The sequence below is a fragment of the Bradyrhizobium sp. AT1 genome (genome assembly GCF_001590795.1).
Lineage (GTDB): Bacteria > Pseudomonadota > Alphaproteobacteria > Rhizobiales > Xanthobacteraceae > Bradyrhizobium.
Map to the genome: position 1 here is coordinate 4,334,966 of NZ_JXDL01000001.1, position 14,565 is coordinate 4,349,530.

Annotated in this window: 18 protein-coding genes and 1 tRNA gene; 10 read left to right on the forward strand and 9 right to left on the reverse strand. The window is 64.4% G+C overall.

Annotated features, from left to right (window positions below):
- Both SE92_RS20190 and SE92_RS20195 read left to right on the forward strand, forming a co-directional pair.
- On the forward strand, window positions 1-649 hold a 649-nt coding region (locus tag SE92_RS20190; protein ID WP_063197792.1), incomplete at its 5' end, for a S1C family serine protease.
- Between the two features lie 22 nt (window positions 650-671).
- Window positions 672-1,754, forward strand: a complete 1,083-nt coding sequence (locus SE92_RS20195; RefSeq protein ID WP_063197794.1) for an alpha/beta hydrolase — start codon at window positions 672-674, stop codon at window positions 1,752-1,754.
- A 140-nt stretch (window positions 1,755-1,894) separates the two neighbouring features.
- On the opposite strand, the gene SE92_RS37560 is transcribed toward SE92_RS20195, so the two are convergent.
- The gene (locus tag SE92_RS37560) at window positions 1,895-2,071 is read right to left on the reverse strand and encodes a nucleotidyl transferase AbiEii/AbiGii toxin family protein (protein ID WP_502686771.1); all 177 of its coding nucleotides are present in this window, start codon (window positions 2,069-2,071) and stop codon (window positions 1,895-1,897) included.
- Entirely contained in the window at window positions 2,055-2,369 is a 315-nt protein-coding gene (locus tag SE92_RS20200; RefSeq protein WP_063197796.1) for a hypothetical protein, read from the reverse strand. Before SE92_RS20200 ends, SE92_RS37560 begins: the two co-directional genes overlap by 17 nt.
- A 138-nt stretch (window positions 2,370-2,507) precedes the next feature.
- On the opposite strand from SE92_RS20200, the gene SE92_RS20205 reads away from it, so the two are divergent.
- The gene (locus SE92_RS20205; RefSeq protein WP_063197798.1) at window positions 2,508-2,714 is read left to right on the forward strand and encodes a hypothetical protein; all 207 of its coding nucleotides are present in this window, start codon (window positions 2,508-2,510) and stop codon (window positions 2,712-2,714) included.
- Between the two features lie 78 nt (window positions 2,715-2,792).
- On the opposite strand, the gene SE92_RS20210 is transcribed toward SE92_RS20205, so the two are convergent.
- The 5 genes from SE92_RS20210 to SE92_RS20230 all read right to left on the reverse strand — a co-directional run bounded on the left by SE92_RS20210 (window position 2,793) and on the right by SE92_RS20230 (window position 5,593).
- Window positions 2,793-3,452: a DsbA family protein gene (locus SE92_RS20210; protein WP_063197800.1), complete on the reverse strand. Its 660-nt coding sequence runs from the start codon at window positions 3,450-3,452 to the stop codon at window positions 2,793-2,795.
- Between the two features lie 86 nt (window positions 3,453-3,538).
- Complete coding sequence (locus SE92_RS20215; protein ID WP_063197802.1) at window positions 3,539-4,261, reverse strand: LrgB family protein; 723 nt, start codon at window positions 4,259-4,261, stop codon at window positions 3,539-3,541.
- Complete coding sequence (locus tag SE92_RS20220; protein ID WP_063197804.1) at window positions 4,258-4,641, reverse strand: CidA/LrgA family protein; 384 nt, start codon at window positions 4,639-4,641, stop codon at window positions 4,258-4,260. The genes SE92_RS20215 and SE92_RS20220 overlap by 4 nt, the downstream gene beginning before the upstream one ends.
- Before the next feature lie 34 nt (window positions 4,642-4,675).
- Entirely contained in the window at window positions 4,676-5,161 is a 486-nt protein-coding gene (locus tag SE92_RS20225) for a PaaI family thioesterase (protein ID WP_063197806.1), read from the reverse strand.
- Between the two features lie 3 nt (window positions 5,162-5,164).
- Window positions 5,165-5,593 carry an acyl-CoA thioesterase gene (locus tag SE92_RS20230; RefSeq protein WP_063197808.1) on the reverse strand — a complete coding sequence of 143 codons (429 nt, stop codon included), beginning with the start codon at window positions 5,591-5,593 and terminating at the stop codon, window positions 5,165-5,167.
- 113 nt (window positions 5,594-5,706) lie between these two features.
- Between SE92_RS20230 and SE92_RS20235 the strand changes: the two genes are divergently transcribed.
- Window positions 5,707-6,255: a TetR/AcrR family transcriptional regulator gene (locus tag SE92_RS20235; RefSeq protein ID WP_063197810.1), complete on the forward strand. Its 549-nt coding sequence runs from the start codon at window positions 5,707-5,709 to the stop codon at window positions 6,253-6,255.
- A 49-nt stretch (window positions 6,256-6,304) separates the two neighbouring features.
- On the opposite strand, the gene SE92_RS20240 is transcribed toward SE92_RS20235, so the two are convergent.
- Window positions 6,305-6,802 carry a hypothetical protein gene (locus tag SE92_RS20240; protein WP_063197812.1) on the reverse strand — a complete coding sequence of 166 codons (498 nt, stop codon included), beginning with the start codon at window positions 6,800-6,802 and terminating at the stop codon, window positions 6,305-6,307.
- A gap of 202 nt (window positions 6,803-7,004) precedes the next feature.
- Here SE92_RS20240 and SE92_RS20245 point away from each other — a divergent pair, with 202 nt between their 5' ends.
- A complete protein-coding gene (locus SE92_RS20245) occupies window positions 7,005-7,289 on the forward strand; it encodes a PsiF family protein (protein ID WP_063197814.1) in 285 nt (94 codons plus the stop codon).
- A 99-nt stretch (window positions 7,290-7,388) separates the two neighbouring features.
- Complete coding sequence (locus SE92_RS20250) at window positions 7,389-8,474, forward strand: AbrB family transcriptional regulator (RefSeq protein WP_063197816.1); 1,086 nt, start codon at window positions 7,389-7,391, stop codon at window positions 8,472-8,474.
- A 4-nt stretch (window positions 8,475-8,478) separates the two neighbouring features.
- Here the strand turns inward: SE92_RS20250 and SE92_RS20255 are convergent, their stop codons facing one another.
- The gene (locus SE92_RS20255) at window positions 8,479-9,018 is read right to left on the reverse strand and encodes a disulfide bond formation protein B (protein WP_063197818.1); all 540 of its coding nucleotides are present in this window, start codon (window positions 9,016-9,018) and stop codon (window positions 8,479-8,481) included.
- A gap of 155 nt (window positions 9,019-9,173) precedes the next feature.
- Between SE92_RS20255 and SE92_RS20260 the strand changes: the two genes are divergently transcribed.
- The 4 genes from SE92_RS20260 to SE92_RS20275 all read left to right on the forward strand — a co-directional run bounded on the left by SE92_RS20260 (window position 9,174) and on the right by SE92_RS20275 (window position 14,526).
- A tRNA-Leu gene (locus tag SE92_RS20260) sits at window positions 9,174-9,258 on the forward strand.
- A 178-nt stretch (window positions 9,259-9,436) separates the two neighbouring features.
- The gene (locus tag SE92_RS20265; RefSeq protein ID WP_063197820.1) at window positions 9,437-9,739 is read left to right on the forward strand and encodes a hypothetical protein; all 303 of its coding nucleotides are present in this window, start codon (window positions 9,437-9,439) and stop codon (window positions 9,737-9,739) included.
- A gap of 862 nt (window positions 9,740-10,601) precedes the next feature.
- A complete protein-coding gene (locus SE92_RS20270; protein ID WP_063197822.1) occupies window positions 10,602-10,829 on the forward strand; it encodes a hypothetical protein in 228 nt (75 codons plus the stop codon).
- 205 nt (window positions 10,830-11,034) lie between these two features.
- Entirely contained in the window at window positions 11,035-14,526 is a 3,492-nt protein-coding gene (locus tag SE92_RS20275) for a phospholipase effector Tle1 domain-containing protein (protein WP_084251857.1), read from the forward strand.
- Window positions 14,527-14,565: the final 39 nt, after the last annotated feature.

Consider the following 14,565-nt stretch of genomic DNA (forward strand, 5'->3'; position numbering starts at 1 on the left):
GCTCGACGTCGAGCCGCTGCCGCTCGGATCGTCGGCGGCAACCCGTATCGGCGACCGCGTCGTGGTCGGCGGCGCCGGCGGCCGCACGCGCTCGGTCGCGAGCCAGATCGTGGCCAAGCAGGAATTCGCCGGTTACTGGGAATATCTGCTGGACGAAGCCATCTTCACCTATCCCGCGCATCCGAACTGGGGCGGCACCGCGCTGCTCAACGATCGCGGCGAGTTGATCGGCATCGGCTCGCTTCAGCTGGAGCGTGAACGCGACGGCAAGGCCGAGCACGTCAACATGGTCGTGCCGATCGATTTGTTGAAGCCGATCCTGGAGGATTTGCGCAAGTTCGGCCGCGTCAACAAGCCTGCGCGGCCCTGGCTCGGACTCCTTTCGACCGAGGTCGACAACCGCGTGGTGGTGATCGGGATCTCCACCAACGGTCCGGCCGCGCGCGCCGAGCTCAAGACCGACGACATCATCCTCGCCGTCGACGGCGACAAGGTCACGAGCCAGACCGCCTTCTACAGGAAGATGTGGTCGCTCGGCGCCGCCGGCGTCGACGTGCCGCTGACCGTGCATCACCAAGGCGTCACCTTCGACGTCACGGTGACCTCGACCGACCGCTTCAAGCTGTTGAAGGCGCCGAAGCTGCACTGAATCCACGTTGAAGGGATCCGCAATGACCGAGGCCGTTGTGGACGACATCGTGGTCGTGCTCCCGCCGCTGCTCAATGCGCTGGAAGCGCTCGGATTTTTCCAGCGGCATCTGCATCCGCCGGCGTTTGCCTCCGTCATGAACGAGATCGGCGCGCCGGACGATGCGCTGCGGGCCGCACGCACTTCTATCGGGAATTGGCCGGACCAGTTCGCCGAAATGCGCGAGCGACTGGACCGCGCCTGCGACGAGACGCTCGCCGCCTTTGCCGGCATCCGTGAGGTCGAGCGCGGTAATGGCGATCTCGTCGCGGTCTTCCGCGCGCTGCGCCATGTCCCGCGCGCGCAGGAGGCGCTCTATCCGCTGGCACTGCGATTCCCACCGGTGAGCAGCTTCTTCCTCGACGCCGCCAATCGCGACAATTCGGAGCTGTTGTCGCGGCTCGAAGTCGGCGCGCGCGAGGACGCCGGCATCTTCCACGAGCACAACGAACCCGGCAGCCGCGGCGGCTTCTCGGTCTATGTGCCCGAATATGACACGCCAGGTCGCGCCATGCCGCTGGTGATGGCGCTGCATGGCGGCAGCGGCAACGGACGCAGCTTTCTGTGGAGCTGGCTGCGCGACGCCCGCAGTCTCGGCGCGATCCTGGTGGCGCCGACCGCGACAGGCCCGACCTGGGCGCTGATGGGCGACGATGCCGATACGCCCAATCTCATGCGCATCCTCGAGACCGTGCGCAGCCGCTGGACCGTCGATGCCTCGCGCATGCTGCTGACCGGCATGAGCGATGGCGGCACCTTCTGTTACGTCAGCGGGCTCGACGGCGCCTCGCCCTTCACCCATCTGGCGCCGGTGTCCGCAACCTTCCATCCGCTGATGGCGGAGATGGCCGATGCCACACGCCTGCAGAGGCTGCCGATCTTCATCACCCACGGGAAGCTCGACTGGATGTTTCCGGTGCAGACCGCGCGCCAGACGCAGGCAGCGCTTGCAGCGGCCGGCGCTGACGTCACCTACCGCGAGATCGACGACCTCAGCCACACCTATCCGCGCGAGATCAACGCGGAGCTGATGCAGTGGCTGAATGCGACTCGACCGCCGTCATAGTAGCCCCTGCTTGAGAAATACATCGGGTAGCGTGCCCAAGCCCGAGGGCATGTTGGTCGAGACCACCAACGTATTGGGCGCATCCTGAAGGACGGCGGCGCCGTTGACGAAGCCGAACTGCGCACGCACTTCCTGCTTGTTCAGCGGGGCGGAGCAGAGAAATCGAAATCGAGCGATTCACGATGCCCCAATCGAAGCGCAACGGCCGTTCCGCCGTAGAGGACGAGTTGGAGGCTCTGCGACGGAGCAAGCAGCGGCCAGATTTCGCGTTGAGCGGCGGGCAGGATCGACAGTTTCGGCTCAAAGCGTCGCGGCATCGAAGGCTCTTCGTGGCGCCTTCTCCGGCAGTTCGGCGCCGGTCGCGAATGACAGGCGGCCGCGCCAGAACTCCCAGGATCGATCGCTGAACCAGCCCGGCTCAGCGTGAAGCATGACGCTTGCGAGACGCGCGTGCCCCAGCGCTTCCTCCAATTGGAGCACGTCGTCATACGTCCCGAGGTTCATGATCTGCGCCACGATGCGATCTTCGGAGAAAGGCAATCCGTCGACCGGCCGCCACCAGAGATATTTGCGGCCGAGCTTATCGATCAGGCTGGCGGAGGCGTTGTTCGTCATCAGTCCATTTATAGCCAATCCGCGATCGTTAATCCACGACCATAGGTCCGATCCGGGCCGAACTGCCCCTCTGCGATGATCAAGCGCAGGGAACCGTCCATGGCGGCGGACGTTAGTGCCGGTCACCGGAGGTTGGACATGCGAACTCTTTTCGGAATGATCCTGGGCGCGCTGCTTCTCGCGGGCGGCGTCTACGTCTATGATTCCATGCAGACGTCGTCGGTCGCCAACGGCGAGGTCGCGACCAGCAATCGCACGATCGTGAACTGGGACGTCGCGAAGGCCGATTGGGACGCGCTGCGCGATCGCGCGCACAAGGACTGGGTCCGGATCTCGTCGAAGTAGCGAGGTTCGATCACGAACGAGGCGCCGTCGCGGTCCGCGGCGGCGCCTTTGTGTTGGCTGCAATCGACGCCGCACGGATCAATTCATCTTGGCCTTGCGCGCATCGGCGATGACCTGCTCGAACTCGGCCATGCTCAGCACGCCGGGAACGCGATACTTGCCGACGATGAAGGCAGGGGTGCCGCGGAAGCCGAAGGCTTCGGCCTGCTCGTTGTTGCGCTTGAGCAGGGCGTCGATGTCGCTGCCGTGGTCGGTGAGATCGCGCTTCAGGCGGTCCATATCGACACCGGCGGCCGCCAGCAGCTCGTTGATGCGCGGCTCGGTCAGGCGCGAGCTGACGCCCATCATCGCGTCATGAGCCTGATGATACTTGTCCTGGAACTTGGCCGCGAGCGCGGTCCGAGCGGCCGTGACCGAGACCGGCCCGAGGATCGGCCAGTCCTTCATCACCAGCCGCACCTTGCCGTCGTCCTGGACGACCTGGCGCAGCTCGGGCTCGAGCTTGCGGCAATAGGGACAATTGTAGTCGGACCATTCGACGATGGTGACGTTGCCGTTGGGATTGCCGGCGACGGGCGTGTCGGGATCCCGCAGCACCTTGGCTTCCGTCAACACCTCGTCGTCGTTGGCGGCTGCCAGCACCGACGTGACGCCGCCCGCCGCAAGGGCGCCAGCCCCAATCAGCGTCAGCGCCGCGCGCCGCGTCGGCCTGTAACCCTTATTCCCAAATCCAGACATATCTCGTCCCGTTTCGGTCCCATCTCCCGAATACGGTTCGGGCCCGGGAATCGTTACGCGTCATATAGAGTGTCACGGCGGCGATGTCATCGCACCAGCAGCGTGACCGCCAGGGGGACCAGAAACGAGGTCACCAGAGCGTTCAGGCTCATCGCGAGGCCGGAGAACACGCCGGCAATCTCGTCGACCTGGAACGCACGCGCTGTTCCGATGCCATGCGCGGCGAGGCCGGCTGCGAATCCGCGCGCCCGGTAATCGGTGACGCCGGTGCGGTTCATCAGCGGCGTGACGATGATGGCGCCCATGATACCGGTGAGAATGACCGCAACCGCCGCCAGCGATGGATCGGCATGCAGGGATTCGGCGATGCCCATGGCAACGCCGGCGGTGACCGATTTCGGCGCCAGCGAGAGCACCACCTCCCGCGGCAGGCCGGCAAGCTCGGCCAGCAGCACCACCGAGACCACGGCTGTGACCGAGCCCGCGAACAACGCCACCAGCATCGGCGCGATCGATGCAGCCACGCGCCGGCGGTTCTCGTACAACGGCACGGCCAGCGCGACGGTCGCGGGCCCCAGCAGGAAATGCACGAACTGCGCGCCGGCGAAATAAGTCGTGTAGGAGGTACCGGTCAGCAGCAGGAACGCACCGATGATCCACATCGCGTGCAGCACGGGATTGGCCAGCGGATGGCGCCGCGTCGCCAGCGACACCGCGTCCGTGGCCGCATAGACCAGCAGCGTCACGGTCAGCCACAACAGCGGGGACTGCGAGAGATAGACCCACAGCGAAAACGGATTGTCCTTCATCGCGCATCCCCGTGCTTCAACAGGCGGCTGACGAGGCGGAAGGTCAGCACCGTCGCGAGCAACGTGACGACCACCGACAGCGCGAGCACCAGGACGATCGCGATGCCGTGGGACGCAAGCAGGTCGAGCTCCTGCACGACGCCGACGCCGGCCGGCACGAACAGCAGCGACAGATGCGCCAGCAAGCCCTTGCTTGCCGTTTCCACGCCGCCCTTGCTCAAGGGCCCGTATGCAAGCCCCGTGAAGCGATCGCGCGCAAGCAGCAGGATCAGGAGCAGCAGCAGACCGAGCACAGGGCCTGGCAACGGCAAGCCGAGGCCGCGCGCAACCGCCTCGCCGATCAGTTGGCACAGCAGGATGATACCGAGACTCGCAAGCATGACCGGCGCATCAAGAGATGCGCGGACAGGCTTGTCAATTGCCGCGCGATGCGGGGGACATGCGCGACGGCTGCGGAGCTTCGCGGGGCAACATCGCCATCAGCGTCCCGGTCATGGTGGCGATCAGCGAGGTCTCGCCTTCGTGCTCTGCAAAGGCTCTGGCCTCGCAGAATGTCAACGTGCGACCGGGCTTGACCACCTCTGCCTTGAAGACGAAGCGTTCGCCCCGGGCTGGCGCGAGCAGCGTGGTCTTGAACTCGACGGTGAGGATGCCGGCCTCGGCTGGCATCAGGGTGAAGGCGGCAACACCGCAGGCATTGTCGAGGCCTGCGGTGATGATGCCGGCATGGACAAAGCCGTTCTGTTGCGTGAAGGCCGGCGCATGCAGCATTGCCAGCTCGACCTCGCCCGGCGCGAGGCGGACGATCACGATGCCGAGCGTGTGCATCGCCGGCTGGCCGTCGAACAAGGCAATGGCAGCAGCGCGATAGCCCGGATTTTTCGGCTCGAACGCGGCCATGGCTCAGACCTCGGCCGGTTCGGCAAGATGCATCGAGGCGGTTTGGCGGACGGCATCCGCGAACGGCGCCGACTTCCGCAGCCCACGATCCATGTGCACACCGGTGATCTCGCAAGTCGCGGCGATCTCACCGGTCTCGGCATTTCTCATCTCGTGCCGAAAGCGGAGCGATTTGTCGCCGATCTCGAGCAGGCGGCTGTGGATCTCGACGATGTCGCCGGCGAGCAGCTCGCGCTTGTAGGTGATGTTCTGCTGCACCGCCGCCATGCCGCGGCCGGAACTGCGCAGGTAACTCGGCGTCAAGCCGAGCCGGGCGAACAGATTCCAGTTGGCCTCGTCGAACTTGCCGACATACCACATGATGTTCATGTGACCGACATGATCGCATTGCCACGGATAGACCGTGCCGCGATAGGTCGCCTCCTGATCCATCGCAATTCCTCCTGCCCTGTTCGGCCTGTACCGGCTTCCTGATACGGTAGCGTATCAGGGCTCTGCCGCGCTAGCAATACGGCACCGTATCAAGAATCGGCGAGGCTTCCTTCATGAGCGACGGCAAGGGCGATGTCTGGGTCGAGGCGGCGTTTGCCGAGCTTGCCCGCTCGGGGGTCGAGGGTGTCAGGGTCGAGGTGCTCGCCAAGAGCCTCGGCGTCACCAAGGGTGGCTTCTACCGCCGCTTCGCCGACCGCGCGGCGCTGCTCGATGCCATGCTGCAACGCTGGCGCGAGGGACGGGCGGCGTCGATCGCGCAGCAGACCCGCCTCGACGGTGAGGCGCCCCGCGAACGGCTGAAGGCGGTGATCCAGCTCTATTCGGAGCGGCTCAATCCGGAAGCCATGGCGATCGAGCTCGCGATCCGGCAATGGGCCCGCTCGGACGAGAGTGCCGCGGCGGCGGTGGCGGGCGTGGACGCCGCGCGGCTCAAGCACGTCGCCGAGCTCTATCGCGCGACCGGGCTTGCGGCCGAGGAGGCCGACGCGCAGGCCTTCCTGTTCTACTGCTTCATCTTCGGCCAGAGCCTCTTGTTCGTCGAGCGCGGCCCGCGCAAGCGGGCGCAGCTGGTGGCGAAATCGGCCGAAAAGCTGCTCGACTAGGCGCGAAAAAGGCCGGAGCGCCGCTCCGGCCTTCGCATCGGTTCGAAGCTCAGGCGGCGCCCTTCAGCTTCTTGTTGCATTCGCTGTAATAGCCGCCGCCCTTCTCGATCCACTTCATGCCGCCATTGCCGTTGGTGGTCTTGTTGGCGTTGTACTGGTCGACGCAGGTGTGCAGGCGCCCTTTGCCGGGAGTCTCCTTGGCGTATTTGGGATCGATCGCGTTCGGATAGACGGCCGGTCCGGCCGGCAGGGTCGGCGCGGCGGCGGGAGCCGCCTCCTTCTTCGCCTGCTTCGGCTCGGCGGGAGCTGCGGGCGCAGCCGCAGTGGGCGCGGCGGCCGGCGCAGCAGCAGCGGGCGTTGCATCCGCGCCGCACTGGGCCTTGCGGAAGTCATTCCACTTCATGGTGCCGAGCGAGCCGTCCTTCTTGGCCGCCTGGTATTTCGCGCTGCACTCCTGCGACGTCAGTGCCTGCGCCGGCGCCGACACCGTGAGCGCAGCAAGTCCCGACAACGCAATCGCGCACAGCATTTTTGATCGAATGGTCATCCCTGTCTCCTCCTTGGCTTCCCCCGGCGGGGAAGTGAATTGAGAATTGCTATCCTAGCGTGCCAGCCGTTTGCGACAAGGAAGCGATGGCTCCGACGGCCAAAATATAGTGTCCGCGCCGTTCGGATTATTCATGTGGCATTCAGCAACGCGAGCCGACGTTCGAACCCCTTCGCAATTCTCGCAAGATGAGTGCAACATCATGACCCCAGCCTCCCGCCTCGCCGCCGTCGCCCTCGCCGCCCTGCTCGCCACCGGCGCCGCCTTCGCGCAGACCGCCGCGCCGGCTGCCAAGACCGAGACCAAGACCGATTCCGCCGCGACCGCCGACAAGAAGGCGCCGAAGGAGCGCTCGTCCGAGTCGCTCGAATGCTCCAAGCAGGCGGACGCCAAGGGCCTGCACGGCAAGGAGCGCAAGAAATTCCGCTCCGAATGCATCAAGAGCGCCAAGGCAGGGACCGCCGCGCCCGCCGCCGACAAGAAATAACCCGACGCGATCTTCCGCCCGCCTAGGGCGGCAGGCGCACGCATTGCGGCATGACGAGCCTGCAATTGTGCGCCTGCCGCCGATTTGCGATAAGGCGGCGTGAAGCACATCACCGCCTCCCTGCCGTTCGAATGGCCGAGCCGCGCCAAGCTCTTGAGCACGGCGGAGACGCTCATCATCGGCACGGCCGGAGGCCTGGTGTTTCTCCTCGCCGGTCTTCCCGGCGGGCTGATCTCGGGATCGATGATCGCGGTGGCGATCGCCGCCATCGCCGGCCGTCAATTGTCGCTGCCGCCGCTCCTGACCCAGACCGTGCTGGTGCTGCTCGGCATCTCGCTGGGCTCGGTGGTCTCGCGCCATCTGCTGCAGCAGGTCGGCGCCTATCCCCTCACCATCGGCCTGCTTGCGCTCGCGACCTTCTGCTCGACCTTCGGCTCCAGCTATTACCTCCAGCGCGTCCATGGCTGGGATCGCACCTCGGCCTTCCTGGCCGGCAGCCCCGGTGCGCTGTCGCAGATCACGATCCTGGCGGTCGAGCGCGGCGCCGACCTGCCCGGTATCGCGGTGGTGCAGACCATGCGCGTCATCATCCTCACCGCGGCACTGCCGATGGTGCTGGCGATCGCGGGCGTGGCGCCCTCCGCCGCACCGACGCTGGCGACGATGATCGCCTCGCCGCTCGGCCTCGTGGAGCTGGTCGCGGCCTCGTTGGCGATGGCGCTGTTTCTGCGTCTGATCAAGTTTCCGGCGAGCTGGATGTTCGGCGCCATGATCGCCTCCAGCGTGCTGCACGGCACCGGCTGGGTCGAGGGCGGCCTGCCGGATTGGGGGCGCGGCGTGGCGCTGGTCGGGATCGGCGCGCTGATCGGCAGCCGTTTCGCGCGGATGCGGATCAAGACGCTCGCCGGCCATATCAACGCGGCGCTGGGCTCGTTCACGGTCGCGATCGCCGTCTCCGCCATCTTCGTCGGCATCGTCGCGCTCACCACGCAGGTGAAATTCTCCGACGTCGTCGTCGCCTTCGCGCCAGGCGCGATGGACGCGATGCTGGCGCTGGCGCTGACGCTGCACATCGACCCGATCTTCGTCGGGGCCCATCATTTGTCGCGTTTCGTGTTCGTGACGATCGCGACGCCCGGCATCGTGCATCTGTTCGGACGCACCCAGGACGACGTGGACGATTGAGCTTTTAGCGCTTCGCGGTCGCCACAAATCCCCACGCGGCGATCGCGGCCATCAGCAGCGAAATCAGCACATTGTAGCCGGCGAGCGAGAGGCCGAGGAAGCGCCACTGCACCTCGTCGCAACGCACCACCTTCACGGTGTCGAGCCGTGAAAAAAGATCGCCGGCGTTGCCGAGGTTGACGACGGGACCGGTGCAATCGGTCGGCCCTTTCCAAAACCCCCATTCGACGCCGGAGTGATAGGCGCCGAGGCCGGCATTGGTGAGCGTCGCCAGAGCGAGGATCGCGAGCCCCGCCAGCAGCAGCGGCCGCGGCGCGCCGCTTCGTGCCGCCATCGCCGTGAGCGCACCGAGCGGTATCGCGAGGTAATAGGCGTAGCGCTGCTCCAGGCAGAGCGGACAGGGCAGGATCTCCAGCACCAGCTGGAAGAACCACGCGCCCGCGATGGTCGCGGCCGCAATCAGCGTGACGAGCAGCGAGGCCGTCAGCGCCGGGCTCGCACCGGCCGGCTTGAACGCAGGTATGGCGGCACTCTGGGTCGTCACGGCAGCCTCTTTCGGGTCGATCGCGCCCTATGCCTCTAGCCCCGGTCCATGCGGCTGTCGAGAACGGGCGGGATCACTTTGGCGCGGGTTGACCCCGCTTTGCCCATGGCTATAGTCCGCCGGCTTCGCGACGCTCCTTCAAGGGCCGACCGAGGGCCCCTGTGGCGGAACTGGTAGACGCGCTCGACTCAAAATCGAGTTCCGCAAGGAGTGCTGGTTCGATTCCGGCCAGGGGCACCACGCTTCGCCCTTCGGGCTACGCGTGGCGCGGCCACGCTGGACCGAAGGGTGAAGCGTGTCCGGCGAAGCCTCTTGGCGAAGACGGACCGTCTCAACACACTCCGCTCCCCCTCCCTAGCCATTCCCATATCTCCACTGTATAAACCGGTAGCTTCTTCCATCACTCGAAGGAGCTCATATGAACGACCTGCACGCATGGCTTTCGGAGCAACACCACGGCCTGCGCACCTTCCAGATCTTTCAGCAGAAGCTCGAGACGCTCGGCCGGCGCGATCCCGCCCAGCGCGGCCTGTGCCGCCTGCTCAGCGGTATCGTCGGCAGCTATATCGAGGCCTTTGACGAGGCTCCGCTGCCGGTCGAAGTCGCCGACGGCGCCTATCATCGCCTGTTGACGCTGGTCGAAAGCCTCGATCTGCAAGGCGACGCCGCTCGCCGCCTCACCGACATCAACCGCGTAGCGACCTGCGAATTGTGGCGCTGACCAGCACGGCAACGCACAGCCCGGTTTTCAAATAGCAAGACGCGCTTCCGCAGCCTCGCGACGCATGACGCCCGAGTCTTGTGCTTCTCTTGACGCCCCTTCCTTGGAAAGGGCGCAGGGAAGGCCGGGCGCCGGCTGGCACCCGCGGTCCGCTGTGCGCAAACTGCGCGAAAGCAGATGCACAGCGGCATACAGGGCAGCCCGGACATCCCGGCCTTTCCCTGCGCAGTGGTTTGACGGCTTATGGCGCGCTCTCCCCGGGGAGCGTTGCACTATTGCCCCCGTCGCCTTACGGCTGATCGATGCGCGTACCCGGTCGGGCCGCTACACCACCGCAAGCCTTGACGCACAGACCCCGGGCGTCAGGACCACACGCTTTTGCCGTACGCGGACCGCACCGGTCGTGTGCGCGCCAGTCAACCGCTCACGGGCCAAGCCCGCCCTGCAATTGCCGGCGCGCCGATGCACTCCACGTCCACCGCCACCCGGCCCGCGCATCGTGACGATCGCGAAACGCCCCTTAATCCTTGGGCCGGGATGCAGACGCAGATACGACATTTCCGAATTTCGGTCAAGCAGAATTTTGCTGCCATGAACCGGCGGGCGTTCGGGTTGGATGGTCCTGGGCTGAAAATCATCTTCTGCAACCCAATAGCTCATTCTTGCCCCGCCTGTATCCACACCGTCATTGCGAGCGCAGCGAAGCGATCCAGGACTGCATCCGCGGAGGTAGTCTGGATTGCCTCGTCGCAAGGGCTTCTCGCAATGACGCGAAGGTCAGATTACGCTCCCCGGCGCCATTCGACTTCGCCGCATCAGTCCCTATATCCTGTGCAACCGACCTGACGCAGCGGACAGTTTGATGGCCAGGACACGCCCGACGGAAACCGACGACCTCCCGCGCTATTTCGTCTGGGTGCGCGGCCTCGAAGGCCCCGAGCCGCAAAAATGGACGGCGATGGATTTCGGGATCGGCGACTGGAAGCGGCCGCTGGTGCTGGCCTATCTGGAGCTGCCGGTGGACGAGCGGCGCCTGTCGCTGTCGATGCTGGCCCGGCGCTATCCGCCGCCGCGGGTGGATGCGTCGTAGGGGGAATAGGGTCGTTGGAGCAACGGCATGACGCGATTTCTTGCCGCAGCGCACGCGCGCACCGACCCTAGCAAGGGCGCTACATTTTTAAGAGGTTGATGGATACAGCAAGTAAATCCGTTGCGTGCAAGTTCGCCTCCAATATAGTCTTCGGATACGGAATCTATATTAGGCCGGCACACCGGCTCCCCAATTTGAGACAGCCGTGGCCGACTTTTTCGTTAGCTACACATCTTCCGACCGAAACTGGGCATTTTGGATCGGCCAGCAGCTCGACAATATTGGTCACGTTGCGCGCCTGCATGACTGGGAGATCTCGGCTGGCGGCGACATTGTGCGCTGGATGGAGGAGCGACACAAACTCGCCGATCACGTTCTTTGCGTCATCAGCGAAGCTTACTTGAACGCCCCATATTCCAGTTGGGAACGCAGGGCCGCGCAAATGGCGGCGAACAAAGATCGTCCGAACTTTGCGATACCTGTCTATATCGAACCTTGCGAGCCGTCTCCGCTCCTTAAGGTATTCAGACATTGCGAATTGTATGGCCTTGACGAAGAGCAGGCTCGACAGCGCTTCGAAGATTTTCTGAAGCCCGCCATTAAGCCATCCAGTCCGGTTCTGTTTCCAGGCCAAACCAAATTGAAGCCGGCGGCACCGCCCACGGCGCCCGTCATGTTCCCGGGTACATCTCCGGCTTCGAGCGGAGAGCAATCTCAAGCTCCTGCCGGTATTGTGCCGTTGGAGGAGGAACCAACTAGGCCGGCCGCGAGCGCGCCAGCGCGGAGAATCGAGGAAGATGCTGCGGATACCTCGAATGTCCAACCTCGCGACCTTCGGATGGAGAGCGGAGAACAGGTCAGCGGCGCAATTCCGGAAAGAGGCGGTCTGTCAGCAACGGACGAAGTTGCTCGCGCCGATGCTGCCGGGCACATTGACCTCGACGACACGCCGTCTGGAAAGCGCAAGCTGGTCGTGTTCGCTGACGGCGTCGGCAACGCGTTTAGCACACAGGAATCGACCATTTGGCGTCTTTACGAGTCGCTCGATCACACGTCACCCGACCAGATTTCGCACTATATCAAAGGCACCGGGACCGCTGGCTGGGCTCCCCTCGCCGCACTGGACTTCGCCACGGGCGTTGGCGTGCCGTCCAACGTCCGCAAGCTCTATCGCTTCCTGTGCTGGAACTGGCGGCCGGGCGACGAAATCTACATCTTCGGCTTCGGCCGCGGCGCATTCACGGCCCGCACGCTGGCAGCCATGATCTCTTCGCAGGGGCTGGTGCCCGCAGAGATTGACGGCCTCCCCGTGTCATCCGCGGACATGGAGCGCAACACCATGGCCGCCTGGAGGGAATATCGCCGTCAGTCGGTGCCCTTTCAGAAGAGCTTGCCGACGATCTGGATCACGCGCTTGATCCGCGACGTTCTCCTCTACCTGTATCATCTGGTCTTTGCGCATCGATCCTATGCCGAAGTCCGTCAACATATGGAGGACCGCAAGGAGATCGAGATCGAGTTTCTTGGGCTCTTTGATACCGTTGAAGCCTTTGGCGTTCCGGTTGAGGAGCTTCGAGTCGCGATCGATTGGGCAATCTGGCCGATCTCGTTCCGCAGCCATCGGCCCTCGCGCAAGGTGAAACACATCTGCCACGCGCTGGCGCTGGACGACGAGCGCACGACCTTTCATCCGTTGCGGATTGATCAGAGCGATCTGCCCCTCGAACAGATTGTCAAGGAAGTGTGGTTTGCCGGCGTGCATTCCGATATCGGCGGCGGGTATCCTGACTGCTCGCTCTCCTTTGTGCCGCTGGTCTGGATGGTCGAGCAGCTCCGAGGCAAGCTGCGCTTCCACAGCGGCACCATCGAGCACTTCCGCGCGTATCAGTCGGCAATAGGCCCGATGCACGACTCTCGCCGAGGCGCTGCAATGCTCTATCGCTACGGCCCACGCCACATCGGAAACAGTGCGAGAGACGGCGGTCCGCCGGTGGTGCACTTCGCAGTGGTCGAACGCATGTTGCGCGGCTCCGATGACTACGCTCCGGTCATGCTGCCCGCGAACGCTTGGGTCTACCTGCCGAACGGGGACACAAAAGCGCTCAGGGAATCGAGCGGACGCGAGGCGATGAAGGCCGCTTATTTGGTGCCAGCCACCGATCATTGGCGAGAGGAGGAGGCCGAAGCCTTCGTCCAGATGAAAGCGCCAGACTCCGAAATGTCGGCCGTCGTGCAGGATACCGTGTGGTGGCGACGCGTCGCCTATTTTGCGCTGCTCTACATGATCGGCGTCATTGCGATCTGGCCGTGGATCGTACGGTCGCTGGTTCGAGTGTCTGCGGATGACAGTCTGCAAGATACCCGGACACTCTCGGTGATCACGGATATCGATTGGACCTTGGGTGAGGTGATCGGCCCGGTCGTCCACCTTGTCCGCAGTGTGCTACCCGATTATGCAAGCCCCTGGCTCGACATCTCGCTCTATTATCCATTCCTGACCTCGATCGTCGCCACACTCACGCTCTGGGTCTGGTACAGGTATGCCGAGTTGCGCGATGCCATCCAGGTGCGTGCGCGCCTCGCCTGGAACGGCCCTCATCGCAAGCGGAGCCCCAGCGATTCCGATTTGCGCGCCTTCCTGCTCCGGTTCGCCCGTCTGGTGGGGTACCAAGAGAATTCCGAGCGCGCCCATACTTTTAGGCCCGGCCCGCTACTCAAATTTGCCCGCTTCATGCGGCAACATGGAAATCCTGCGCGCGTGCTCTTCGCCAGGCTGCTCATGCCTGCCGTTTTCTTTCTCATCGCTTCCAGTCTGGTCACAATCTCGATCTCCCGGGGTATCTTCGCCTGGCATTCAGCAAGCGGACGGGTCTGCACATCGCCGATCGTCAGCGGTTCGCCAAACGGACGATACGAACAAGCTGTCGGAACGCCGGTGCTCGACGCGCCGATCGATGCGCGAGCGCCATTCAACACCCGAGACTTCTGCTGGTGGAGCGGGCTGGCAGTCGAGAAGGGGCGCAAATATCTCGTTTGGATCGAAATCAAGGAGCCGTGGTTCGACCGCACCGTCATGACAGGCGCTAACGGATTCCAGACATATTCTTTGAGCTATAATCTCGCCTTGCCTTTCCGCCGCCTGTTCGGCGCCGATTGGTTCCAGCCTGTTGTCCGCGTCGGATCAAATGGCAGAAACGATTTGCCATTGTACGCCGTCAACGTGATGCCGGCCGACGAGTTGCCGCGCCGTCTGAACCCGACCATCCCTGCGGAGATGGACCGTGACAACTCCAAGAGCAGATATCCCGTGCGTGTCGAGGATACGATGGAGCTGCCAGATCCCACCGATAGGGAGAAGCTGAAGAAGCTCAAGGACGACGTGGCGAGGATGAGCACGTTCGATGCGCTTCCAGCAAGCGAAACGGCACGCACCGTCTGGGACGCACAAAAGCTGGAAAACCGGCTGGTCGCCGAATTCGTCGCGCCTGATGCTGGCGATCTGTTTTTCTACGTCAACGACGCCGTCCAGTTCTACCCGAACCTGGTCCCGGCCTGGTTGCGCCCGGCCAGCCTCGCCGCGATCCAGGGTCCGTACGATCAGTTTTACAAGAACAACGCCGGCACCGCGCGCATCGTCGTGCAGCGGCTGCCGAGTCCGCCAATGCCGCCTGAGTTGCCGTCGGCGGCGAAACCGTAAGGCCGCAGTGGCACGCCGACCGTGTCAGGCCCACCCTGC